This window comes from Bradyrhizobium sp. AZCC 1693 (genome assembly GCF_036924745.1).
In the GTDB taxonomy this organism is placed as follows: Bacteria; Pseudomonadota; Alphaproteobacteria; order Rhizobiales; family Xanthobacteraceae; genus Bradyrhizobium.
Window position 1 is genome coordinate 2656740 of sequence record NZ_JAZHSD010000001.1, and the last position, 24043, is coordinate 2680782.

General features: G+C 64.0%; 18 protein-coding genes. 5 read left to right on the forward strand and 13 right to left on the reverse strand.

The features are described from left to right. Positions 1-279: 279 nt before the first annotated feature. Entirely contained in the window at positions 280-2646 is a 2367-nt protein-coding gene (locus tag V1293_RS12790) for a transketolase (RefSeq protein WP_334509955.1), read from the reverse strand. A 137-nt stretch (positions 2647-2783) separates the two neighbouring features. Here V1293_RS12790 and V1293_RS12795 point away from each other — a divergent pair, with 137 nt between their 5' ends. Both V1293_RS12795 and V1293_RS12800 read left to right on the forward strand, forming a co-directional pair. Then, positions 2784-3245 carry an Lrp/AsnC family transcriptional regulator gene (locus V1293_RS12795; RefSeq protein ID WP_057859368.1) on the forward strand — a complete coding sequence of 154 codons (462 nt, stop codon included), beginning with the start codon at positions 2784-2786 and terminating at the stop codon, positions 3243-3245. An 808-nt stretch (positions 3246-4053) separates the two neighbouring features. Beyond that, the gene (locus V1293_RS12800; RefSeq protein WP_334509961.1) at positions 4054-4938 is read left to right on the forward strand and encodes a LysR family transcriptional regulator; all 885 of its coding nucleotides are present in this window, start codon (positions 4054-4056) and stop codon (positions 4936-4938) included. A gap of 22 nt (positions 4939-4960) precedes the next feature. On the opposite strand, the gene V1293_RS12805 is transcribed toward V1293_RS12800, so the two are convergent. After that, positions 4961-6400, reverse strand: a complete 1440-nt coding sequence (locus V1293_RS12805; RefSeq protein ID WP_334509963.1) for an FAD-binding protein — start codon at positions 6398-6400, stop codon at positions 4961-4963. Between the two features lie 301 nt (positions 6401-6701). On the opposite strand from V1293_RS12805, the gene V1293_RS12810 reads away from it, so the two are divergent. Next, positions 6702-7853 carry a DJ-1/PfpI family protein gene (locus V1293_RS12810; protein ID WP_334509965.1) on the forward strand — a complete coding sequence of 384 codons (1152 nt, stop codon included), beginning with the start codon at positions 6702-6704 and terminating at the stop codon, positions 7851-7853. A gap of 145 nt (positions 7854-7998) precedes the next feature. On the opposite strand, the gene V1293_RS12815 is transcribed toward V1293_RS12810, so the two are convergent. The 5 genes from V1293_RS12815 to V1293_RS12835 all read right to left on the reverse strand — a co-directional run bounded on the left by V1293_RS12815 (position 7999) and on the right by V1293_RS12835 (position 14697). After that, positions 7999-9081, reverse strand: coding sequence for a zinc-binding dehydrogenase (locus tag V1293_RS12815; protein WP_334509967.1), 1083 nt, complete (start codon positions 9079-9081; stop codon positions 7999-8001). 42 nt (positions 9082-9123) lie between these two features. Next, on the reverse strand, positions 9124-11916 hold the full coding sequence (locus V1293_RS12820; RefSeq protein ID WP_334509969.1) for an autotransporter outer membrane beta-barrel domain-containing protein: 2793 nt from the start codon (positions 11914-11916) through the stop codon (positions 9124-9126). Positions 11917-12089: 173 nt separating this feature from the next. After that, a complete protein-coding gene (locus V1293_RS12825) occupies positions 12090-13079 on the reverse strand; it encodes a DMT family transporter (protein ID WP_334509971.1) in 990 nt (329 codons plus the stop codon). A gap of 141 nt (positions 13080-13220) precedes the next feature. After that, positions 13221-14063: an aldo/keto reductase gene (locus V1293_RS12830; RefSeq protein ID WP_334509973.1), complete on the reverse strand. Its 843-nt coding sequence runs from the start codon at positions 14061-14063 to the stop codon at positions 13221-13223. Positions 14064-14070: 7 nt separating this feature from the next. Next, positions 14071-14697, reverse strand: a complete 627-nt coding sequence (locus tag V1293_RS12835; RefSeq protein ID WP_334516712.1) for a LysR family transcriptional regulator — start codon at positions 14695-14697, stop codon at positions 14071-14073. Between the two features lie 129 nt (positions 14698-14826). On the opposite strand from V1293_RS12835, the gene V1293_RS12840 reads away from it, so the two are divergent. Both V1293_RS12840 and V1293_RS12845 read left to right on the forward strand, forming a co-directional pair. Beyond that, on the forward strand, positions 14827-15714 hold the full coding sequence (locus V1293_RS12840; protein WP_334509975.1) for a VOC family protein: 888 nt from the start codon (positions 14827-14829) through the stop codon (positions 15712-15714). A gap of 1 nt (position 15715) precedes the next feature. Continuing rightward, positions 15716-16102, forward strand: coding sequence for a RidA family protein (locus V1293_RS12845; RefSeq protein WP_334509978.1), 387 nt, complete (start codon positions 15716-15718; stop codon positions 16100-16102). 208 nt (positions 16103-16310) lie between these two features. On the opposite strand, the gene V1293_RS12850 is transcribed toward V1293_RS12845, so the two are convergent. The 6 genes from V1293_RS12850 to V1293_RS12875 form a co-directional block, all read right to left on the reverse strand. Continuing rightward, positions 16311-19016: a nitrate reductase gene (locus V1293_RS12850; protein ID WP_334509980.1), complete on the reverse strand. Its 2706-nt coding sequence runs from the start codon at positions 19014-19016 to the stop codon at positions 16311-16313. 13 nt (positions 19017-19029) lie between these two features. Then, positions 19030-20247 (reverse strand): NAD(P)/FAD-dependent oxidoreductase, encoded by a 1218-nt coding sequence (locus tag V1293_RS12855; protein ID WP_334509982.1) that lies wholly within the window; start codon positions 20245-20247, stop codon positions 19030-19032. Positions 20248-20256: 9 nt separating this feature from the next. Further along, positions 20257-20682 (reverse strand): globin family protein, encoded by a 426-nt coding sequence (locus tag V1293_RS12860; protein WP_334509984.1) that lies wholly within the window; start codon positions 20680-20682, stop codon positions 20257-20259. Positions 20683-20733: 51 nt separating this feature from the next. After that, entirely contained in the window at positions 20734-21528 is a 795-nt protein-coding gene (locus tag V1293_RS12865; RefSeq protein ID WP_334509986.1) for an ABC transporter ATP-binding protein, read from the reverse strand. 12 nt (positions 21529-21540) lie between these two features. Then, entirely contained in the window at positions 21541-22449 is a 909-nt protein-coding gene (gene ntrB / locus V1293_RS12870) for a nitrate ABC transporter permease (RefSeq protein WP_334509988.1), read from the reverse strand. A gap of 64 nt (positions 22450-22513) precedes the next feature. Then, positions 22514-23830, reverse strand: a complete 1317-nt coding sequence (locus tag V1293_RS12875; protein ID WP_334509990.1) for a CmpA/NrtA family ABC transporter substrate-binding protein — start codon at positions 23828-23830, stop codon at positions 22514-22516. Positions 23831-24043: the final 213 nt, after the last annotated feature.

The window sequence follows — 24043 nt, forward strand, 5'->3', positions numbered from 1 at the left end:
AGGAACGGTAGCGTTCGGCAGGCATCCTTGCACGAAAGCCAGGGCAGTTGAACCCGCCATATGCGGGGTGCCGCGATGCGGCAGGCGCTGGATGTAAGGTCAGGGACGTGAGGGTGGCAAGATGGTCCTCATTGCACCGTCGTCCCTGCGAACGCAGGGACCCATACGCCGCGGCCTATCTTTGGGTGTGCTGCTGGCAGATACCGCCTTGAATAACTTCTCCCTGTGGTTATGGGTCCCTGCGTTCGCAGGGACGACAAATACCGTTACACTTCCCCCTCACACCGCCATCTTGCGGTGCCGTACCGGCGCTCCCACCGTGAGGCTTTCCGCCGCATCGATGATGGCGTTGGCGTCGATGCCGTAGTGGCGGTAGAGGTCGCCGATGGTGCCGGTCTGGCCGAACTGCTCGACGCCGAGCGCCTCCACCCGGTTTCCGCGCACGCTGCCGAGCCAGCCGAGCGCTGCCGGATGGCCGTCGATCACGGTCACGATGCCGCAGTCACGCGGCAGAGGGGCCAGCAGCTTTTCGACATGGCTGAGATACTGGATGCCACGGCGGTCCCGCCGCAAATTCCGCGCGGCAGACCATCCACCATGCAGCCGGTCGGCCGAGGTTACCGCCAGTAAACCGACATCGCGGTGGCTTTCGCCGATGAAGCCCACCGCCTCGATCGCCTCCGGCGCCACCGCGCCGGTATAGGCGATCACGATGTCGCAGTTCGGCCCCGGCTCGCGCAGCCAATAGGCGCCCTCGGTGATGTTCCTCTGCAGGTCCGGCGTCATGATCCGCTGCGGCTGATCGACGGTGCGGGTCGACAGGCGCAGATAGACCGAACCACCCTCGCCGCCTTCGCGCTGCATGTGGCGGAAGCCCCACCCCATGATCACGGCGAGTTCATCGACGAAGGCCGGCTCGAACGAGGCCAGCCCATCCTGCGCCATGCCGATCAAGGGCGTCGCGATCGACTGATGCGCGCCGCCCTCCGGCGCCAGCGTGATGCCCGACGGCGTCGCCACCACCATGAAGCGCGCATCCTGGTAGCAGGCGTAATTCAGCGCATCGAGGCCGCGCTCGATGAAGGGATCGTACAGCGTGCCGACCGGCAGCAGCCGCTCGCCATTGATCTGATGCGACAGACCGAGCGCCGAGAGCATGATGAACAGGTTCATCTCGGCGATGCCGAGTTCGAGGTGCTGGCCCTTCGGCGAGAACTCCCAGGTGAAGGCGGACGGGATCTTCTCCTGCCGGAACAGGTCGTGGTTCTCGGCCTTGGCAAACAGCCCGCGGCGGTTGACCCAGGCGCCGAGATTGGTCGACACGGTGACGTCGGGCGACGCGGTGACGATCCGCGCGGCCAGTTCAGTATCGCCGCGCGCGAGTTCGTTGAGCACCAGCCCAAATCCCTGTTGCGTCGACATCTGCGCCGCCGGCTTGAAGGTGAGCTGTTGCGGAACGTCGATCACGGGCGCGGTGAGACGGCGGCGGCCTTCCTGGTTGAAGGGCGCGGCCGCCAAAAACGCTTCGAGCTCGGCCGGCGGCAGCGACAGGCCTTCGAACTTGTCCCATTCATGGCCGGGGCGGATGTTCTGCGCGCCGCGCCACTTTTCCATCTGCGCGACCGTCATCAAGCCCGCGTGGTTGTCCTTATGGCCCTGCATCGGCAGGCCGACGCCCTTGATGGTGTAGGCGATGAAGCACACCGGGCGGTCGTGGTCGATCGCCTCGAAGGCCTCGATCATGCTGGCCATGTCGTGGCCGCCGAGGTTGGACATCAACGCCAGCAATTCGTCGTCGCTGCGCCGCTCGATCAGTTGCGACACCTGCCCTTGATCGCCGATGTCGTCCTGCAAATGCTTGCGGAACGCCGCGCCGCCCTGGAAGCACAGCGCCGCGTACATCTGGTTCGGGCAATTATCGATCCAGCGCTTCAACGCCTCACCGCCGGGCTCGGCGAACGCCGCCTGCATCAGGCGGCCGTATTTCACGATCACGACTTCCCAGCCGAAATTGCGGAACATGGATTCGAATTTCGCCCACAGCCCTTCGCGCACGACAGCATCGAGGCTCTGCCTGTTATAGTCGACCACCCACCAGGTGTTGCGCAGCCCGTGCTTCCACCCTTCCAGCAGCGCCTCGAAGATGTTGCCTTCGTCCATCTCGGCATCACCGACGAGCGCGATCATCCGCCCCTCGGGCCGGTCTTTCATCCAGCCATGCGACGTGACGTAATCCTGCACCAGCGAGGAGAACAAGGTTTGCGCGACGCCGAGACCGACCGAGCCGGTCGAGAAATCGACATCGTCGGCATCCTTGGTGCGCGAGGGATAGGATTGCGCGCCCTTGTAGCCGCGGAAATTTTCCAGCTTCTCGCGGGCCTGATGGCCGAACAGGTACTGGATGGCGTGAAACACCGGGCTCGCATGCGGCTTCACCGCGACGCGGTCCTGCGGACGCAGCACCGAGAAGTACAGCGCCGACATGATATTGGCGAGCGAGGCGGATGACGCCTGATGCCCGCCGACCTTCAGCCCGTCGGCATTGGGCCTCACATGATTGGCATGATGGATCGTCCACGACGACAGCCAGAGGACCTTAGCCGCCAGCGCAGACAACAATTCGAGGCGTGCGGGCTCGATGGGCATGGCAATGCTCCGGACAGGGTCAGTATGCGCCGATTTTAGCGGGCGGCGAGGTATCAAAATTCTCAATTTCCTGCGACAAACCGCCCAATATTGGGATAATTTCCCACAAACTTCCTCCAAACCACGAGTTCATCCCAATGCCCTCCCTCGACGCCATCGACCGCAAGATTCTCAGCCTGCTGCAATCCGACAGCCGCATGACCATGCAGGAGCTGGCCGACAAGGTCGGCTTGTCGGTGTCGCCCTGCCATCGCCGGGTCAAGCTTCTGGAAGAGCGCGGCGTCATCACGCGCTACATCGCGACCGTCGACCAGAAATCGTTGGGGCTCCATGTCAGCGTCTTCATCTCGATCAAGCTGGCGCGGCAGAAGGAGGAGGACCTTAACCGGTTTGCGAAAGCGATCTCGAAATGGGACGAGGTGCTGGAATGCTATCTGATGACGGGCAACCGCGACTATCTCCTGCGCGTCGTCGCCGCCGATCTCTCCTCCTACGAAGCGTTCCTGAAGAACAAGCTGACACGGCTCGACGGCATCGCCTCGATCGAGTCGAGCTTTGCGCTGAGCCAGGTGAAGTATTCGATTGCGCTTCCGGTGTAGCCGTCGTCCCTGCGAACGCAGGGACCCATACTCCGCGGCCGTGGTTATTGGAAAAGACGAGGCAACGAGCACTTAGCAAACCAACTACGTTCGGTGGCTATGGGTCCCTGCGTTCGCAGGGACGACGGAAGAGTTGGGTGCAATTTTCAAATAACTGACGCACGTTCGCGATCTCGCGGCACGATACGCCCGAGGTTTGCATCTTCGTTTGCCCTCCAGAACTTAGAGGGCGCAGGGAAGACCGGGTGCTTGCTGCACCCGCGGTCTCGCGTGCGATTTGCGCAAACAAAAGTGCACACGAGCATACAGGGCAGCGGGAACACTCCGGCCTTCCCTGCGCAATGGCTTTACGGCTTACTTCGTGCTCTTCCCGGAGAACGGCTCTTTTGCCTCCGTCGCCACGAGAGAAGCTTCGCCTCTCCCGGACTTAGCGCCAGCACCGCGGCGCCCGAACCACACGACTTCGCCGTACGCTTCCGGCGCGCAACGTCTATCGCGCCATCTGCGTCCATCGCATCTCACCGCGCGTTCGTGACGATGGCCAACGCCCCTCATCTGCCGCGAGACAGGCGGAGTTATGCGACTGATTTGGGTGAGAACGAAAGCAGAATATTTTTGACCGAGGGCTGGACAGGTTTTAAGTGATTTGCCCGTCGTGCCATCATGTCGCAGGCCGCTATGTGAAGTTGCGCTTGCGCGCGCAGCAAATCAGTTCGCAGCAAGGCTCGCGCGCCTTGTAATTGCGAACGTACGACACACCTTCCCGAAGGGCGGTATATCAGCAGCGCGGTATATCGAATTGGAACGGTTGGACGATCTTGAAGCCTTTCTGGCTGTCATCGAGAAAGGCAGCCAGGCGGCGGCCTCACGGCATCTTCGGCGCCCGTTGCAATCGCTGAACCGATCGCTGATGGCGCTGGAACGCGCGCTCGGCGTCGAACTCGTGAAACGCACCACGCGACGATCGGAACCGACCGAGGCCGGACGCGTGTTCTACGAGCGCATCAAGCCGGCGGTGGCGGAGATCATCGAGGCGCGGGCCGAAGCAGCCAATCTACGCGGCGAAATTTTGGGTTCGTTGAAAGTCGGTGCGCCTGTCCTGTTTGCGTCATCTTACGTCGCGCCGATCGTCAGCCGTTTTCTAAAGCTCTATCCCAACGTCGACGTCGAACTCCGCGCTTCCGACGAGCAGGTCGATCTCGTTGCGGAGGGTCTCGATATTGCCGTGCGGATCGGCGAGTCCGCCGATGAGTCCCTGATTGCCCGGCGATTGCATGCGCTGCGCGTCGTCGTCGCTGGCGCGCCGTCCTACTTCGCTGAACATGGCCGGCCGCAGCATCCGGGCGATCTCGAACAGCACGCCTGCATCCTGCGGGCCGGCACTGATGTGATCGACAAATGGCCGTTTCGCATCGACGGCCGGCTTCAGTCGGTCAAGGTGCACGGCCGCTTTCGCTCGAACAGCGCCGCGTCGATCCGCGCGGCCGCGCGCGAAGGCACCGGCCTTGCCCGGCTGCCGCTATGGCTAGTCGGCGATCTCGTCGCACAGGGCGCGCTTGCGATCGTTCTGCCGGAATTCGAAACCGAGGGAATGCCGATCCTGCTCGTCTGGCCGCCGACGCGAGCGCCGCTGGAACGCGTCCGGCGGTTGGTGGATTTTCTGGCGAGCAGCCTGAAGACCGATCTGCTCTAGCACCTCGCAAACCCTTCGCGCGTCAGAATGCATTGTAGCCGGGCGCCAGCAGATGGCCGGGATCGTGGCGCTGCTTGGCCTCGCGAAGCTGCGGCCAGCCTGAGCCGAAGTGAATCTTCCAGTCGAAAGGCGACATGGCAAAGGCGCCGACCGGATACTGGACGCCGCCGGCTTCTCGAATGCGATCGTACAGCGTGCGATTTTCCGCGGCCATCCGCTCCGCCGCTGCCGCATCGTTCGATGCCGGGATGCGAATGAGATTGAAGACAAAGGCGATGTCCTCATCCGGCAGGCGGACCAGCGGGGTATGAAACGTTTTCGTGAGCAAGGGGTAAAGGGTTATCCGCCCGAACGGACCGACAGCATCGCCCGTCAGGCCGGACAGGATGTCGCCGGCGACCCGTTCGGCGTTGCTGCCGCGCAGGAATGTCAACAGCCAGGGTTGCGGATTGGACCACTGGCCTTTCGACCGCAGCAGACTTTCGAACTTTCCAAACGCCAGGGCATCCTCGCGATAGGTCAGGTCGGCGATGACGGCGGCGCCGCGCTCATCCGACAATTCGGAAAACACGGCCTTGTCGTCGGGAGCCGAACCGTTCGCATGATATACCGCACCGTCGAGCTGATACCGCCAACCGCCGCTTCCGTCGGGAAGCACCGCCCCCTGCAACTGGTCGAAGCGCCCTTCCGACAGCACGCGCCGCTGATCCGCCGTCAGCGACGGCAAATCGCGGTAGAAAAGCTGAAAGCGCCTGATACGCTCGGGCGCGCGCACCAGGCGCAGCGTCGCCCGCGTAATGATGCCGCATTGGCCGAGGCCGGCGCGGACGGCGTCAAAGAGATCCGGATTTTCGGCCGCCGAGCAACTCATCTCATTTCCCTCGCCCGTCACCACATCAAGCGCGATGACGTTGTCGGTCTGCATGCCATGCCTGGATGATGCCGCGCCGATGCCGCCCACCGCGATCGTTCCGCCGACCGAGAGGCCGAGATAGTTGGTCAGCACCGGCGGCGTGAGCCCTAGCGCCAATGTCGCATCCAGCAGATCCCGCCACGTCGCTCCGGCGTCGACCACGACGCGATCCTGCTTGATATCGCGGATCAAATTCATCGCACTCATATCGACCACGATGCCGTCGCTGACCTGGGCGCGGCCATAGATCGAATGTCCCTGCCCGCGCGCCGCCACCTTGACGCCCTGGCCTTTGGCGCAGCGCATCAGGCTCGCAATGTCGGCGCTCGATGCGGGCTTGAGGACGCCGCGTGGTTGCCTGTGAATGAGGCTGCCAAAATCGTGAGCCGTTGCGGCGCGAACGTCCGGGTCGAGGCTAATGTTGCCAAGTAGAGACGGACTTTCGGGCGAGACGGCTTGCGCCGATGTCGTGAGCCCACTGGCGCGCGAAGCGAGCGCGGCGGTGACACCCAGGCCAGCGCCCAAAAACATGCGTCTGTCTGATGGCATGAAGCTCTCCTTATCCAGAGGCCGTGATGCTTGCCCGCAAAGCTGTGGTGTCCAAAGCTGTGGCGTCGCACGGCATCAGACAATGGCCGCCGCGCCGGACGGACATTCCCGCAAACCGGGAGGATCCCGCCTGTCCCGATCGCCGTTCATGGTGTGAGCGTGAACAAGTCTGACGTCGTGGAACCCCGCCGCAGTTCCGCGATGCATGGCCGTTTTCGTCGGATTTACGTCATTTCAGACGGATCATGGCGGCAGTAGAACGGGAGCCGATCGATATGAGTGAGATACGAGCCGGCAAGCCATGAATTCACGACGTATATTGTGGGGCGCGCTCGGCGCAGTCGTATTTGTCGCCGTGATCGGCGGAGCCTGGATTGTTTCGCTACCGACGGCGCCATCCGTCGCAGCCCCGCCGGCGATCGCGCAGGACGAGCGCGATGCGACGATCGCGGCGCTGAAGCCGCCGAAGCGGCAGCGTCCGCTGATCGCCATCATCGGCATCAACGACGCTACCGAAACCACCGATTACCTGATGCCTTACGGCATCCTCAAGCGCGCCGACGTCGCCGATGTCGTGACGCTGGCAACCCGCCCCGGCCCCATGACGCTGTTTCCGGCGCTGAAGGTCGAACCGCATGCGACCGTCGCCGCGTTCGATGCGCGGCATCCCGACGGCGCCGACTATGTCATCGTTCCCGCCATGAGCCGCGACGACGATCCCGAGGCGCTGCAATGGATCAGGAATCAGTCGGCCAAAAAGGCGATCATCATCGGCGTTTGCGCCGGCGCCAAAGTCGTCGGCGATGCCGGGCTGCTGCATGGCAAGCGGGCGACCACGCATTGGTATTCCATCAAGGAGTTGCGCGGCAAGCATCCCATGATGCGCTACGTCGAGGACCGGCGGCTGGTGGTCGATGACGGCGTGGTGACGACCACCGGCATCACGGCGTCAATGCCGATGTCGCTGACGCTGATCGAGGCCATCGCCGGCCGCGACAAGGCGCGCGCCGTCGGCCGCGATATCGGCCTGGCCGACTGGGACGCCCGCCACGAGAGCGACGAGTTCAAGTTCACACGGCCGTTCGCGATGACGGCGATCGGCAACACGGCCGCGTTCTGGGCGCACGAGCGGCTCGGCATCGAACTCAAGGAAGGCGTCGACGAAGTGTCGCTGGCGCTGGTCACCGACGCGTGGTCACGGACCTATCGGTCGCAGGCAGTGACGTTCGCGAGCACAGCCGGCGCCCTGCAAAGCCGCAACGGCATTCGTATCCTGCCCGACAAGGTGGCGACGAATTGGCCGGCGGCGCGATTGCTGCCGGCGATTGACAACGCAAAACCTGCTGATGCGCTCGACAGCACGCTTGGCGGCATTGCCGCCCGCTACGGTACACGCACCACCGACTTCGTCGCGATGCAGCTCGAGTATCCGAGGCATCGGTCGACGCAGTGACGCCCGAGGGTGGGCAAAGCGACTTGTCCGCCGTAGCTCGGAGAGCGAAGGCGGAAGCGTGCCCACCATTCAAAGCGGGAATGCCGATGGATGGTGGGCACGGCGCTCACGCGCCTTTGTCCACCCTACACTGCGCCAACGACAATCACCGCCATGGTTCCACGATGACCTTGGTGTGCGCTTCCGGATTGGCAAGATCGGCGAACGCCTTGGCGACGCCATGGATGCCGACGCTGGCGGTCACCATCGAGGCCGCATCGACCTGCCCTTCTGCGATCAGGCGCAGCGAATAGGCGAATTCCTCCGGCGTGTAGCCCAGCACGTATTGAACGTTGAGCTCCTTGAGGATGCCGAGCATCGGCTCGGCGCGGTCGGTTTCCATGCAGACGCCGACCACGACGATACGCGCGTCGCGCGGCGCGCCCTCGAACACCTGCTGGATCAGGCCGGGAATGCCGACGCATTCGAAAATCAGCGCAGGCTTCAGCGGCGGAAGCAGCACCTGCAGCGGCGGGCGCGCGGCTTTTTCCTCCGGCGACATCTGGGCATGCTCGGCCCACGTCGCATAGGGCTGCGTGCGCGCGGGGTCGACGACCACGTCGGCGCCGAGCTTTTCGGCAAGCGCACGGCGCGCCGGCGAATAGTCGGCAGCGACGATCGGGTGCAATCCCCTGATCTTCAGCGCCGCGATGACGGCAAGCCCCACCGGACCGCAGCCGATCACCAGCGGCACCTCGCCGCCCCTGATGTTGCCTTTTGCCACCGCGTGCACGCCGACAGCGAGCGGCTCGGTCAGCGCGGCGTGCTCGGCGGCGAGGCCGTTCGGGACTTCCAGCAGCAAGGCTTCGCTGAGCAGCATGCGCTCAGCGTACGCGCCGACATTGTCGTTGGAGTAGCCGATGCCCTGCGGACCTTCGGTGGTCAAAAGCGCCGGCAGCGAACAGACTTTGGCGCCGGGCTTGAGCTTCTGCGTCGTGCCCGGACCGTAGTCCAGCACCTCGCAGCAGAATTCATGGCCGAACACGACGTCGCGCGAAAGATCCATCGGCTTGCGGCCGGGGAAGTGTTTTGCGAGCTCTACCATGCGGTGCGCGTGCTTGCGCGCATGCAGATCGGAACCGCAGATGCCGCAGGCCAGCGATTTCACCAGCACCTGCCCGGCGCCGGGTTTCGGCTCGGGCATCTCGTCGACGACAATTTCCCCGTTGCGGAAAATGGCTGCGCGCACTCGATGTTCTCCCGTGGTTTTCTTTTACCTTAGCACGGAGGGTCACCACGCATAGCGCACAACGCCCTTGCCGGCGTAGGAATTGGTCACGCTGGAGAACTGGCCTTCGAAGATGGCCGCCGCCGACCAGCCGCTCAGCCATTTCATCTCGGCGGCGGCCGTGACCAACGCGGAGTCGTGCGCCTGCGCCGCGCCGTTGACGACAAAGGCCGCGCCCGGCAGCGTCTGGAACAAGGCCGTGATGTTGCGGTCGGTGTTGAAATCATGCGCCCAGGCGGCGCGGCCGCGCAGGGTCAGGATGCCGTTCGACATCGCAAACGATTTGTCGGTGCGCACGCCGAGCTCGGTGCGCGAGGCCGTGACGTCCTTGGCCGCATAGTTCAGCGCGAACGTGCCGGCGCCCGCCAGCGCCTGCTCGGCATAGGCCGGCAGGCTGTAGGTGGTGAACTGGCCGGCGGCATAGGGCGTGATCCCCATCCATGGCGTCACATAGCGGTAGCCGCCTTCGATACGGCCGGAATAAGCGTTGGCATTGAACTGGGCGCGCAGGCGCTCGAAGCCGGCCACCGTGACCGTGCGCTCGGTCGTCACGTCCTGCCAGCCATAGGCCGCCGCAGCGGTGATATAGGCGTTGCCGATGTTGTGGCGGATGAAAGCGCCGGCCTGGAACAGATCCGAGCGCCCGGAGCCCAACCCGCTGACGCTGAAATTGGTGCCGCCGCCGGCGAGCGCGAAACCGGCCAGCGTGTCGCGCGACAGGCGATAGTCGGCGCCAACAGCAAAACCGAACACGCGTGCGGTCGCGTCGTTCGATCCGAGCGCGGCATTGCCTGAGGTGCTGCTGCCGCCGCCGAAGGCTGCGCCCCAGACGCTCCAGCGCTGATCGAACAGGTCGTTGCGCGCGACATCCGCTTTGGTCGGGAATTTGGCAAAGGCATCGCGGGCCGCGCGGGGCTTCTTCGCGGCATAGCCAAGCGCGCTCTCCTCGGCGAACGGGATCGCGCCGGCATTGCCACCGAGGCCGCCATTACGGCCCGCCACCAACGGATCTGAGATCAGCGAGAGGAACAGGTTCATGGCGTCAAAAGTCGCCTGCTGCGACCCGGTCGCCAGCTCGCCCGAGACCTGCGTCAGGCCAGCCGGCGTCAGCGAGGCGAAGCCAACCGGAATGCCGCCGGTGGTGTTGAAGAAATTGGTCAGCGTATTGGCGACGTTCTGCTGGTTGACGTTGAGGCCGCCACCGTAGTTCAGCGCGAAATTCAGATAGACGTTGTTGGTGTCGTAGCTGAGGCTCGGGTTCAGGTTCGACGAAACGCCAGTAACCACCGGGTTGAACGTGTCCACCAGGCCGCCGCCGGTTGCCGTCAGAATCGTATACTGCTTCGTCACCGTCCCGCTCGGAACGACCACGACCGTGGCTCCGCCAAGGGTCACCGCGCCTGCGACCCGGGTCAGATCGCTGCTGGTGCCCGAGATCTCGACCATGTAACTCGAAGCCGCCGAGAATGTCAGGCTGCCCGCCACGTTGAGGGTGCCGATCGAATTGCCCGGCGCGAGCACGCCGCCATTGATAAATACATTGTCGATCAGGCCGGCGCCGCCGAGCGTGCCGCCCGCATTGACGGTGACGAGGCCGTTGATGGTGCCGTTGACCGAGAGCGTGCCGCCCTGAACATTCCAGTCCTGCGCACCGGTGCCAGTCACGGTCCAGTTCGAGCTGTCGACCTTGGCGAAGGTCGAGAAGCCGAGATACTGGGTGCCGATTGAGTTGAGATCGAACGTGTCCTTGCCCGCCCCGCCGAGGTGGAACGTGCCGGCGCCGCTCGCGATCACGAGGCCCTGGATCATGCTGCCCGGGCCGAGGGTCAGCATTTCGAGGCCGCAGCCGCAAAATTCGATCGCAGCAGAACCAGTCGCGGCATTGATCGTGCCTGAATTGAATACGGTACCGTCGCCGCTGACCGAGATGCCCGTCGCCCCCGTGCCGACATTGATCGTTCCGGTGTTGACGATGTCATTGCGGCCGGCGAAACCGCTGGCCTCGATGCCGGTAGCGAAGCCGTTTCCAACGGTGATCGTGCCGCTGTTGATGATGGCACTGGAATCGCCAAACAGGGTAATGCCGGCGGAATCATTGCCGCCGACAATATGACCGCTATTGGTGATGGTGGCGCGATCGCCCTGCACGAGAATCCCCGGTGCAATGTCCCCGACGTTGATCGACCCGGCGTTGCTGACCCGCGCATCGTCACCCGTCGCGGCGATCCCGGCAGCGCCGTTGCCGCCGGTGATGGTTGCGCCCGCGGCGTTGCTGATCGTATTGAAGTCGTTGATCGCAAAAATGCCGGCCGCGGGTCCAGCCGAAGGGCCGATCGTGATGCTGCCCGCGTTCGTCACCATGCTGCTGCCGGCGACGAAGATTCCGGAGCCATTATCGACGACGGTGATGATTCCCGTCGCGGCGTTGGTGATCGTGTTGTTCACGCCGGCGAAGATGCCGATGCCGAATGCCCCGGCGGCGATCATGCCGCTGTTGGTAATCGTGTTGAAATCATTGACGCCGATCGCCGCGGTACCGCCGCCATTGTTGACGGTGGCTCCAGCAAGCACGTTGACGGTGAGATTGTCGACGCCGCCGCCGGCCTGAAAGCCGGCCGGGGTGTTGCCGCTGCAGGTGACGGTCTGGCCGCTCGATGCCGGATCGGGCGCGCACGCCGCGTTCGCGGGCGCCGCCGACAGGCATAAGCTAGCGAGAAACGCCGATATCGCGACTGCCCGCGCAGCCGAATCCCGGCGGCGTCGGCCTTGCGCCGACGGTAGCAACTGAAAATGCAACGCCCGAGCCCCATTACCCCCGGCGCTCTGCGGCGCCATCGGAATTCACTAGCATGGGTTGCGCCGTAGAATTGCGGATGCGGGGGTGAATCGGTCAGATTGGCGCGACAACCAGGCGTTTTGCGGCGCCGCTGTGGCACTCGCGCCACGTTTTTGGCGGCCTGGCTGCAGGATCAGGCGTTCGGTGAAGGCTCGCCCGAGACGGCCAGAAGCTGCGAGCGCCGGACCCGCTCGCGATGGGCGGTATAGAGCCCCGAGGCGACGATGAAGGCGGCGCCGGTGATGGTGTAGGCGTCCGGGACTTCGCCGAACACCAGGAAGCCGAGCACGCTGACCCACAGCAACTGCGTGTAGGAAAACGGCGCCAGCACGGACGCATCCGCATAGCGGAACGCCAGCACCACGATCCACTGCCCCGCGGTCGAGGCGACGCCGATCAGGACGCCGAAGGCGATGTCGTGCCAGGTCGGCGTCACCCAGACGAACGGCACCAACGCCGAGAGCATGAGTAGCCCCGCGATCGACGAATAGGTCATGGTGGTGATGGCGCGCTCGGTGCCGCTCATCATCCGCGTCATGATCAGCGTGCAGGCCCAGGCCAGCGCCGAGACCAGCGGAAAGAACGCCGCGGGGTGAAACGCGCCGGTGCCCGGGCGCAGGATGATGAGCACGCCGAGCAGGCCCACTGCCGTGGCAATCCAGCGGCGCAGGCCGACCTTCTCGCCGAGAAAGATGATCGACAGCGCGGTGACGAACAGCGGCGCAACGAAGCCGGTGGCGGAAGCTTCCGCAATCGGCAGGAACCGCAGGCCGGAGATGAAGAACAACGACGAACCCAGCAGCGCGGCACCGCGCATCAGATGCAGGCCGAGCCGGTTGGTCTGCAGCGCATAGAGCGGGGAACCCGGCATCATCGCCGGCGTCATGATCATCGCGAACACCAGGAAGCGGATCCAGGCGATCTCGATCGAGGGCAGCGTCGCCGAGAGATACTTTGCCGTCACGTCGGAGGTGCCGAGAAAGATCGTCGAGGCCAGCACCAGCGCGATGCCCTTGAACGGCCGATCAGCGCGCGCGGGCGCCTTGCGAACGGCGGACTTCTTCTCGGGCAAAGGTATTGGAGCGCTGTCCAGCCTCGCGGCTGCGGCGGGGGGCGGTGTCACGGCAATCTCGAAAGGCAGTAATGATCGACTCGGGCGAGGCTTTAAAAAACACCAATTGCCGCGGTGCGACTAGGTCCGAAAACAGGATGCGGATATGCGCTGAGGGCGCGATTGCAACACTTTGTTAAGGACGGTGTTCCGTCAGAGCATCGGCAGGCCGCGCGGTTTGGGGCCGCGGGGAAAGGCCTTGTCGAGCGCAGCGATCTCGCCGTCGCTGAGCGACAACATTCCGGCGCCGGCGTTCTCCGCGGCGTGTTCCGCGCTCGATGCTTTGGGAATTGCGAGCACCGATGGCGCGCGCGTGAGGAACGCCAGCGCGATCTGGCGCGCGGTCGCCTTGTGCGCGTCGGCGATCGCCTGCAGCACCTCGCCGCCCTTGCTGCGCGGCGACGGAAAATCATCATGGCCGAACGGCGAATAGGCGACGACGGCAACGCCGTGCTGCTCGCACCACGGGATGACAGCATGCTCGATCGCGCGCTCCTGCAGATGGTAGAGCACCTGGTTGCAGGCAATCTTGCCCTCACCCGCGACATCGAGCAGTTCGTCGAGATCGTCGCTATCGAAATTGCTGACGCCCCAGGAACGGATTTTTCCGCTTCTCACCAGTTCATCGAACGCCGCCACCGTCTCCTCGAATGGATACGAACCGCGCCAGTGCAGGAGATAGCAATCGAGATGATCAGTCTGGAGCCGCTTCAGCGAACGCTCGCAGGCGGTGATGGTGCCGCGCCGCGAGGCGTTGCTCGGCAGCACTTTTGAGACCAGGAAGAGTTTTTCACGTGGCAACCCGGCGATCGCATCCGCGATCACGAGTTCGGCGTCGCCATACATCTCGGCGGTGTCGATATGCGTCATGCCGGTTTCGATGCCCCGGCGCAACGCGGCGATGGCGGCCTTGCGGTCGCCGCGGTCGAGATACCAGGTGCCCTGCCCGATCACGGATACGTCGGGATTATTGCGGCCGAATTTTTTCTGATTCAAGATTACCTCAACTTCTGACGATGCCGACCACACGACGACGATGCAGCGCGAGCGCGTTCTCGGCCGGCAGACCGCGCAGCCAATCGCGGAAGCCTGATATCTCGGGACAGTCCGCGGTGCCGGCAGGCGCGATCAGCCAATCGCCAACGCCGGATCCTTCCGTCACGCGGTCGCAACGGTAGCCCGGATGGTGGCCGAGCCCGCGGGCGATCAGCACATCGACCTTGCCCTCGGTCAACTCGTGCAAGCCGGCGGGCTGCAGCACCCGCAAGCCGATTTCCGCGTGGCTTGCGCGAAACCCATCCAGTTCCAGCCGGCGCAGATCGAAGCTGCCGTGCACGCCGAGCTGCAGCAGCACCGCGCCCGCCGGTTTCAATTGCATGGTCGCATCGGCGATGCGGCGAAAGCCGTCGGATATTTCAGGCAGATAGGCCTGGCCCGCCGCAGTCAGAATGAGTTGCTTATGCAGCCGCTCGAACAGGCGTACGCCCAGGCGCGCTTCCAGCGCCTTCACCTGCTGCCCCACGGCGGCAGGTGTCACATGCAGCTCATACGCGGCCAGCTTGAAACTGAGATGCCGCGCTGCGGCTTCGAACGCGCGCAGCGCATTGAGCGGTGGAAGGATGTAGGTCATCGCCGTCCAGTTTGTCACTGATAGGCGCCAGCCTTGCAATAGATTTTCTTGCGCTGGACCGCAGCAACAATGCTTTGCCCCGCGGCGATGTCGCCCGTTACGGTCGATCCGCAAGCCTCCGGAGACCCCATGCCCCGCAGAATCGATCATCTCGTCATTTGTGTCCACGATCTGGCGCAAGCTGCGCAGGATTGGCGAACGCTCGGTTTCAACCTCACACCGACCGGCGTGCATCCGTTCGGAACCAGCAACCGCCTGGCGATGTTCGGGAACAATTATCTGGAGGCGCTGGCCGTCACCGATGCGGCGGCGATGCCGCCGGCTGCATCAGGCCGTTTCAGCTTCGCCGCCCACAACCGGGATTTTCTTGCCACCGGTGAAGGAATGTCGATGCTGGCACTGCACAGCGCCGACGCCGATGCCGATGCGGCGCGCTTCAGGGCCAATCACATCGGCGCCTATGCTCCCTTTGGTATTGCCGCTCCCTTTGGTATTGTCCGTGATGCGGTGCTTCCGGGCGGAGGCACGGCCCGCCTTGAATTTTCACTGGCCTTCGCCGTCGATCCCGCCATGCCCGGGATCGCGTTCTTCACCTGCCAGCAGCGTCACCCGCCAAAACTGTTCTGGAAGGCGGAATATCAGAGCCATCCCAACGGCGCCCTGCGCGTGATCGAGGTCGTGATGTCGGCGCCGGAGCCGGCGGAGCATCGCAGCTTCCTCGAGCACATCACGGAAAGCGCAGCCGAGCTTGCGCCCGGGCGGCTGACGGTCGGCGCGAGCGGCGACCGGATCACCGTGCTCGGCCCGTCCGAGATGGCGCGCCGGCTGCCGGGCCTCGCCGTCGAACCTTCGCCGCGCTTTTGCGCCGCGCGTTTGGCCGTCACCGATCTGGATGCGACCAAGCGGGTATTGAAAAACAGCGGCGTCGCCTTCGAGCTTACCGACGCCGTGCTGCTCGTTCCATCAGCGGCGTCGCATGGTCTGGCGCTGGAATTCGTCGAACAGGAGACAATCTGACATGGCCCACATCACCCGCCATAATCCCGCAAGCGTCCACGCGCCCTCCAGCGGCTACAGCATGGGGCTGGAACTTGGCCAGCATCGCCGGCTGCTGTTCGTCAGCGGCCAGGTACCGGAAAAATCTGATGGCGGCGTGCCCGAAGGTTTCGAGGCGCAATGCGAGCAAGCCTGGCGCAACGTGATCGAGGTGCTCGCCGCCGCCGGCCTCGGCGTCGAGCATCTGGTCAAGGTCAATACGTTCCTGACCGACCGAAGCCAGGTCTTGGCCAACCGCGCTATTCGCCACAAGATGCTGGAGGGAAACGAACCCGCGTCCACGGTGATGATCGCTGAAACCGTCGACGGAAAATGGTTGCTGGAGATCGAGGCGATCGCTGCGGAATGAAAGGTGGGCCGGCGGCGGCGGCGATTGCGGTGAATGCGAAGAACAGGAAGCGGTGAGAGGTTGGCTACTTCCCTCTCCGTCATGGCCGGGCTTGTCCCGGCCATCCACGTCCTTTGTCGCAGCAGAGAGAAGATAAGGCGTGGATGCCCGGGTCAAGCCCGGGCATGACGAGTTCCAACTCTGCCATCCAGACAACGACGCCTGGTCCCTAATTCGCCGCCACCAGCTTGCGCTGCTCCGCATCGCTCGGCCCGGTCTGCGCGATCAACCGCTTCAATTCCGGAATGCAGGAGCCGCAATTGGTGCCCGCTTTCAGCCTGTCACCGATGTCCGCCGCCGAACGTGCGCCGCCCGCGATGGTATCGCAGATGGTGTTGCGGCCGACACCGAAGCAGGCGCAGACGATCGGGCCGGTATTGGCAAGGCCGTCGGCCGACTTGCCCGACAGCAGCATGCGCCGCTGGTCGGTGCCGAGCGTATCGGCGGCAAACAATCCCTTCACCACGTTCCAGTCGCCGGCGTCCCGCGCGGGGCCGATGAACAGGCAGGTGTCGATACGGTCGCCGCCAAAGGATGCGGCGCGATACACTCCGCCGCCGAAATCCACGTATTCGGCGACGTCGTCGCGCGCGAACGATTTCAGCCAGGACTGCCAGCTCGCGAGATCGGCATTGTCGGCGAACAGGTAACCGTGACCACCATTGACGGCGACGCGTGCAATCCACGCATGCGCGGGCAGTTCGAGCGGCTTGCGCGACAGTGCAAAGCCCCGGAATACATATTCGTAAGGCGTGATCGATGACGGCGTCGCCTTGTTCTCGGGCTGGCCGGAGAACGGGTCGATGACGGGAGCTACCAGCGAACCGACGCGCGCGCCGGTCGCGTTGGCCTCGCTCCAGTGGATCGGCGCGAACAGCATGCCACGCTGCTGGCGTTCACTGACGACGACCCGAAGCGTACATTGCCCGTAGTCGGTGGTGACCCGCGCGAAGTCGCCGTCGGCGAGCCCGTGCCTGGCGGCATCGTCAGGATGAACTTCGACGAACGGCTCCGGCAGATGCTGGCCGAGCCGCGGGCTCATGCCTGATCGCGTCATGGTGTGCCATTGGTCGCGGATGCGGCCGGTGTTCAGCCGCAATGGCCGCGCCGCCGTGGTCTCGGTGCGCAACGCGGGAATTTCCGGCGCGATGAAACGCGCCTTGAAATCGTTGGCAAAGAAGCCGCCTTCGGCGAAGAAGCGCGCTTGCGGTTCGGTGCCCTGCCGGACCGGCCACTGCACCGGCGCCATCGCGTCGAAATCGCTGTCCGACAGCGACTGCAGCGCGCCGATGTCGAAGTCGCGCGCGCCCTCGTTCTCAAAGGCCGAGAGGGAAGCGTGCTCGCGAAAAATATCCGCAGCTGAGTTGAAGTCGAAAGCAGAGCCGAAGCCGAGGCGCCTGGCAACCTCGCTCATGATCCACCAATCCGGCTTGGCTTCACCGGGCGAGGAAAGGAACGCGCGCTGCCGCGAGATGCAACGTTCCGAATTGGTCACGGTGCCGGATTTCTCGCCCCAGGCCTGCGCCGGCAGCAGCACGTGCGCGCCCGCATCCACCGTGTCGTTGGATATGACATTCTCGGAAACCACGAACAGTTCGAGCTTCTTCAGGGCGTCGCGAACGCGATCGGCATTCGGCAACGACACCGCCGGATTGGTGCCCATCACCCACAACGCCTTGATCTCGCCGCGCGCGATGGCCTCGAACATCTGGACCGCCTTCAGCCCCTCATGGGTGGCGATGTGCGGCGCCTTCCAGAACCGGCGCACGCGATCGATATCCGGCGGCGTAAATCCCATGTGGGCGGCGAGCTGGTTGGCAAGCCCGCCGACCTCGCGTCCACCCATCGCATTGGGCTGCCCGGTCAGCGAGAACGGCGACGCGCCCGGCTTGCCGATCCGCCCCGTCGCGAGATGACAGTTGACTATGGCGTTGACCTTGTCGGTGCCCTGCGCCGACTGGTTGACGCCCTGCGAATACAGCGTGACCACGCGCGGGGTATTGGCAAACATCTGGAAGAATGCCGCGACGTCCTGCTCGGAGAGGCCAGTCGCCAGCGCGGTCGCGCTAAGGCTGCCGGCCATGCTGCGCGTGCGGGCGATCGCGTCGTCGAAGCCGGTGGTGTGGAGTGCGATGTAGTCGCGGTCGAGCGCGCCGTTATCGGCAAGATGCACCAGCAACCCGCTGAACAGCGCCGTATCGGTGCCCGGCTTCAATCCCAGGAACAAATCGTCGTCGCCGACGGTATCGGTTCGGCGCGGATCGATCACGATCATCCGCGCGCCGCGCTGCTGCTTGTTGACGAGCATGCGCTGGTACAGCACCGGATGGCACCAGGCCGCGTTGGAGCCGACCAGCACCAGAAGATCGGCCTCGTCGAGATCTTCATAGCAGCCCGGCACCGTGTCGGCGCCGAAGGCGCGGCGGTGGCCGGCAACGGACGAGGCCATGCACAGCCGCGAATTGGTGTCGACATTGGCGCTGCCGATGAAACCCTTCATCAGCTTGTTGGCGACGTAGTAATCCTCGGTGAGCAACTGACCGGAGAGATAGAACGCGACCGCGCCCGGGCCGTCGCGCGCGATGATGTGCTGGAAGCGGTGCGCGACATGGTCGAGCGCGTCGCTCCAGGCCACCCGCTCCATGGTCCCCTTGCCGCAACGGATCATCGGGTAGAGCAGCCGGTTGGCGAGGCCAAGCGTTTCGCCGAGCGCCGAGCCCTTCGAGCACAGCCGGCCGAAATTGGCGGGATGCGCGGGATCGCCCGATATCGCCGCCCCGCCCCGTCCGTCCGGCGTCGCCAGAATGCCGCAGCCGACGCCGCAATAAGCGCAGGTGGTGCTGATGGCGCGCAGATCAGGATCGATGGCAGTCATGGCGGCAACCGGATCATGCAGCTTCGGAGCGGATCGCGAGCGAGCGGCCGAACATCATGTCGGCGCGAATTCTTTGCGTCGGCTGCCGCGTGCGGATCAGTTCGAGATACCAGAGCGCGTCGCCGACATCGCCGATCAGGACCGCACCGGTCAATCGCCCGTCCGCGATCACAAGTTTCTTGTAGGTGCCGTGATTGATATCGGAGAGCACGATGGTCTCGCTGCCGTCGCCGCCGATGAAGTCGCCGGCGGAGAACACGCTGACGCCGGAAACTTTCAAATTGGTCGCAACGATGCTGCCGGCATAAGAGGCGTCCCGCCCGGCGAGATGCCGCGCCAGCGCACGCGCCTGCTCATAGGCCGGCTCGACCAGCCCGTAGCAGATGCCACGATGCTCGGCGCATTCGCCGATCGCAAATACGTCGGGTGCGCCGGTCTGCAGATGGTCGTCGACCACGATGCCGCGGTTGACTGATATGCCGGCTTCCCTGGCGAGCGCAACGTTCGGCCGGATGCCCGCCGCGAAGATTACGGCGTCGGCCGGAATCAGCAGGCCGTCTACCAGTTCGACGCCTTCGACGCGCGTCTCGCCATGGATGCGCGCGGTGTTGGCGTTGAGGAGGATTTCGATGCCCTTGCGCTCGACGAGGGATTTCAGAAGTTCGGCCGCGGGCGCATCGAGCTGGCGCTCCATCAGGCGGTCCATCAGATGCACCAGCGTCACCGGCGCGCCGGCCTTCGCGAGACCATAAGCCGCTTCGAGGCCCAGCAATCCGCCGCCGACCACCACCACGCGCTTCTTCTGCGCAGCCAGCGTCAGAAGAAGATCGACGTCACGGCTGTCGCGGAACGTGTGCACGCCGGCAAGATCGGCGCCGGGCACGTTGAGCCGCAGCGGCGACGAGCCTGTGGTCAGCACCAGTTTCGAAAAGGGAACGCTCTCGTCATTCTCAATCTTGAGTTCGCGGCGGCCGACATCGATCTCGGTGGCCGTGCAGCCATATTTCAGGGTGACGCCGCGGTTGCGCCACCAGGAGGCGGGCCGAAGCTCGATGTCCTGCGAAGTGGTCTCGCCGGCCAGCACCGACGACAACAGCACGCGATTATAGGCGAGCCGTGGCTCGTCGCCGATCACGGCGATGGCGTAGCGGCCCAACGCCACCTTGGCCAATTCGTCGACCAGACGAGCAGCGGCCATGCCGTTGCCGACGATGACAAGCGGTTCGCTCATGACGCATCCTCACTCGGCGGCTTGGGCGCCACCGTAGGCTTCCGAGATCATGTAGCCGGACAGCGTACCGTAAGCCGCGGTCCAAGCCTCGGCGACATCCGAGGTCCAGGCCTCGCCGAGCCCCTTTTCGAGCGTCCACAACAGCACACCGCCGACGACGGGATAGTGCTCCGGCTTGGCGCCGTAGCGGACGTGACGTTTTGCCAATGCACTGGCGGCCGGCAACACCGAACCAAGACTGCCGAGGCCGTTGACCACGACGGCGAGCGTTCCCATCAACTTCTTGCGCTGTTCCGTCATGTCGGCGGGAAACATCGCCTTGACCGAGGGAGCGACTTCGAACAGGCGGTCGTAGAACAACACGGCGGCCTGTTCGGAAATCGGAGCGACCTTGGCGAAACTTTGCTGCACGAGATTGACTTGCTCAGGTGTCATTTTCTTCTCCTGCCTCTTCCAAGCCCCGCCCCACACGGGACCAAGCAAAACTCAGGCCGCTTCGACGAAGCGGTGCCGCTCGTAGAGGAACTCGAGCACGCGCTGCCGGCACTTGAGGTAGCCGGGGTTGGTCGCGAGCTCGAGCCGCTTGCGCGGGCGCGCCAGCGGCACTTCCAGCACTTCGCCGATCCGTGCACTCGGCCCATTGGTCATCATCACGATGCGGTCCGACAGCAGCACGGCCTCGTCGACGTCATGGGTGATCATCAAAATAGTGTTGCCGAGCTTCTGGTGCAGCGCCATTACCGAATCCTGCAGATGCGCGCGGGTCAGCGCGTCGAGCGCGCCAAAGGGCTCATCGAGCAAAAGCACCTTCGGCTCCATCGCGAGCGCGCGCGCGATGCCGACGCGTTGCTTCATGCCGCCGGACACTTCGGATGGACGCTTGTCCTTGGCATGCGCCATCTGCACCAAATTGAGATTGTGCATCACCCAGGCGTCGCGCTCGGCGCGGGTTTTGGTTGATGCGAACACCTTGTCGACGCCGAGCCGCACGTTCTCATAGACCGTCAGCCACGGCAGCAGGCTGTGGTTCTGGAACACCACGGCGCGGTCCGGCCCCGGCGAATTGACCTCGCGGTTTTCCAAGAGCACGCAGCCCTGGGTGGTATCGGTGAGGCCGGCGACAATGTTGAGCAGCGTAGACTTGCCGCAGCCGGAATGTCCGATGATCGAGACGTATTCGCCCTTCTCGATCGTCAGGTTGATGTCCTTCAGCACCTCAGTGGTGGCGGTGCCACGGGTGAAGGTCTTGTCGATGTGGTCGAGCTTCAGATAGGCCTGCATGACATGTTTCCTTCAGTTCAGTGCGGTGCCGCGGGTCACGACCTTCGCCATTCCCGCGATCAGGCGGTCGAGCACGAAGCCGATGATGCCGACATAGAATAGGGCCAAGATGATTTCGCTGATGTGCGAGGAGTTCCAGGCGTCCCAAATGAAGAAGCCGATGCCGACGCCGCCGATCAGCATCTCCGCCGCGACGATCGCAAGCCACGACAGGCCGATGCCGATGCGAAGGCCTGTGAAGATGTAGGGCGCCGCCGCCGGGATCATGATCTTGGAGAAGAACTCCAGCGGATTGAGCTGCACCACCGCTGCGACGTTGCGATAGTCCTGCGGGATGTTGCGGATGCCGACCGCGGTGTTGATGATGATCGGCCACACCGAGGTGATAAAAATAACGAAGATCGCCGAGGGCTGGCCGTCACGGAACGCGGCGAGCGACAGCGGCAACCATGCCAGAGGCGGAATGGTGCGCAGCACCTGAAACAGCGGATCGAGCCCGCGCATCGCCCACACCGACTGCCCGACCAGCGTGCCGAGCGCGATGCCGACGATGGCTGCGATCGAATAGCCGAAAGCAACACGCTGAAGCGAGGCGGACAAATGCCAGAACAGGCCCTTGTCGATGCCGCCATTATCGAAGAACGGATCGAGGATCAGTTCCTTGGTGTCCTTGAAGACTTTCGATGGCGGCGGCAGGGTCGAGCCGGTGCGGCGGCAAACCAGTTCCCAGAACAACATCAGGAGCGCGAGTACGACCAGCGGTGGCACGATGCGCACCGCGGCTTCCCTCGCCATCTTGGCGTATTTCTCGGCACGCGGCGCCTGCTTCGGCGTCATCGTCACCACTGGCGCCGCCGCAATGAGCGAACTGGTCGGAACGGCCACCGCGGTGGCTTCGGCTTTGATCGCAGGCATCGACATTGAAATTATATCTCCGCGTTTCAATGAGCGGGCCGCGCGCATCCAGCGCGCGGCCCGGTTTGGATCAGACCTCAACACGCTTGATCGAGAGCGACTTCAGATATGCAGCCGGATTTTCGGGATCGAACACCTTGCCGTCGAAGAAGGTCTCCTTGCCGCGCGAGGTCGAGGTCGGAATATCCGCAGCGGCAACGCCCATCGTCTTGGCGGCCTCTTTCCAGAGATCCTGGCGGTTGACCTTGGCGATCAGCGCCTTGGTGTCGAAGCCCGCGTCATACTTGCCCCAGCGGATGTCCTCGGTGAGGAACCAGAGATCGTGACTCTGGAACGGATAGGACGCATGATCGCGCCAGTATTTCATGATGTGCGGCGAGTTCTCGACGACCTTGCCGGGAACGCCGTAGTCGAACTTGCCCGCGGAACGGTCATAGACGTCCTCGACCGGGCAATTCATCCACTGCCGCTTGCCCATGATGGTGGCGAGTTCCTTCTTGTTCTCGGCCTTGTCGGCCCATTGCTGCGCCTCCATCACCGCCATCAAGATCGCCTGGGCCGCCTTCGGATATTTGTCGACCCAGGCCGCGCGCATGCCCAATGATTTCTCGGGATGCTTGGCCCAGATTTCACCTGTCGTGACGGCGGTGTAGCCGATCTTCTGATTGATCAACTGCAGGTTCCATGGCTCGCCCACGCAGAAGCAATCCATGGTGCCGACCTTCATGTTCGCGACCATTTGCGGCGGCGGCACCACAATGGTTTCGATATCCTTGTCGGGATCGATGCCGCCTGCAGCGAGCCAGTAGCGGATCCACAGATCGTGGGTGCCGCCCGGAAATGTCATGGCGGCCTTGATCGCTTTGCCGGATGCCTTCTTCTTTTCCAGCGCGACCTTGAACGGCGCGGTGTCGACGCCGAGCTTGAGGTCGGCATATTCGTTGGAAACGGAAATGCACTGGCTGTCGAGATTGAGCCGCGCCAGGATGTACATCGGCGTCGGAACGTTGTTCTGCGTCACCTTGCCGGCCGAGATCAGGTAGGGCATCGGCGTCAGGATATGTGCGCCATCGATGCCGTTACCTTCAGAACCCAGCACGAGGTTATCGCGCGTCGTGCCCCATGAGGCCTGCTTGGCGACCTCGACGTCGGGCATGCCATATTTGGCGAACAACCCCTTGTCCTTGGCGACGAACAGCGGGCCGGCGTCGCTCAACGCGATAAACCCAAGCGTCGCCTTGGTGACTTCCGGACCCGCCCCTTGCGCGAACGCGCCCGCGGGGAAATTCAGCCTGGCGGCGGCGAGCAAGGCGGCCGTTCCACCGGTCGCCTTCAGGATCTGACGGCGGCTGATTCCGCGTGAGGTCGGAGTGGTGGGCTTCGTCATGGGTATCGCGCTCCTTTGCGTTTGAACGGGGCCGTCCGACTGGTGTCACCACGCAGGGCGCACGAGGGCGCGTTCCAGGGAGGCCCCGGAGTGGCGGCGTCACAATTCGGATGAGTGGTCTCAAGGGACGGCATCAATGGCGTCAGCATAAGCTATTCAAGCTTCATGCCACGCCTCCCGCACCGCAAAAAGATTATAAATATCAATATATTG

What these genes read in the sequence shown, in the direction of transcription:
- V1293_RS12875 (WP_334509990.1), bottom strand. Translation starts at nt 23,830, where the DNA reads ATGACGAAGCCCACCACTCCGACCTCACGCGGAATCAGCCGCCGTCAG.
- V1293_RS12850 (WP_334509980.1), bottom strand. Translation starts at nt 19,016, where the DNA reads ATGACTGCCATCGATCCTGATCTGCGCGCCATCAGCACCACCTGCGCT.
- V1293_RS12805 (WP_334509963.1), bottom strand. Translation starts at nt 6,400, where the DNA reads ATGCCATCAGACAGACGCATGTTTTTGGGCGCTGGCCTGGGTGTCACC.
- V1293_RS12840 (WP_334509975.1), top strand. Translation starts at nt 14,827, where the DNA reads ATGCCCCGCAGAATCGATCATCTCGTCATTTGTGTCCACGATCTGGCG.
- V1293_RS12810 (WP_334509965.1), top strand. Translation starts at nt 6,702, where the DNA reads ATGAATTCACGACGTATATTGTGGGGCGCGCTCGGCGCAGTCGTATTT.
- V1293_RS12855 (WP_334509982.1), bottom strand. Translation starts at nt 20,247, where the DNA reads ATGAGCGAACCGCTTGTCATCGTCGGCAACGGCATGGCCGCTGCTCGT.
- V1293_RS12835 (WP_334516712.1), bottom strand. Translation starts at nt 14,697, where the DNA reads ATGACCTACATCCTTCCACCGCTCAATGCGCTGCGCGCGTTCGAAGCC.
- V1293_RS12790 (WP_334509955.1), bottom strand. Translation starts at nt 2,646, where the DNA reads ATGCCCATCGAGCCCGCACGCCTCGAATTGTTGTCTGCGCTGGCGGCT.
- V1293_RS12795 (WP_057859368.1), top strand. Translation starts at nt 2,784, where the DNA reads ATGCCCTCCCTCGACGCCATCGACCGCAAGATTCTCAGCCTGCTGCAA.
- V1293_RS12865 (WP_334509986.1), bottom strand. Translation starts at nt 21,528, where the DNA reads ATGCAGGCCTATCTGAAGCTCGACCACATCGACAAGACCTTCACCCGT.
- ntrB (WP_334509988.1), bottom strand. Translation starts at nt 22,449, where the DNA reads ATGTCGATGCCTGCGATCAAAGCCGAAGCCACCGCGGTGGCCGTTCCG.
- V1293_RS12845 (WP_334509978.1), top strand. Translation starts at nt 15,716, where the DNA reads ATGGCCCACATCACCCGCCATAATCCCGCAAGCGTCCACGCGCCCTCC.
- V1293_RS12860 (WP_334509984.1), bottom strand. Translation starts at nt 20,682, where the DNA reads ATGACACCTGAGCAAGTCAATCTCGTGCAGCAAAGTTTCGCCAAGGTC.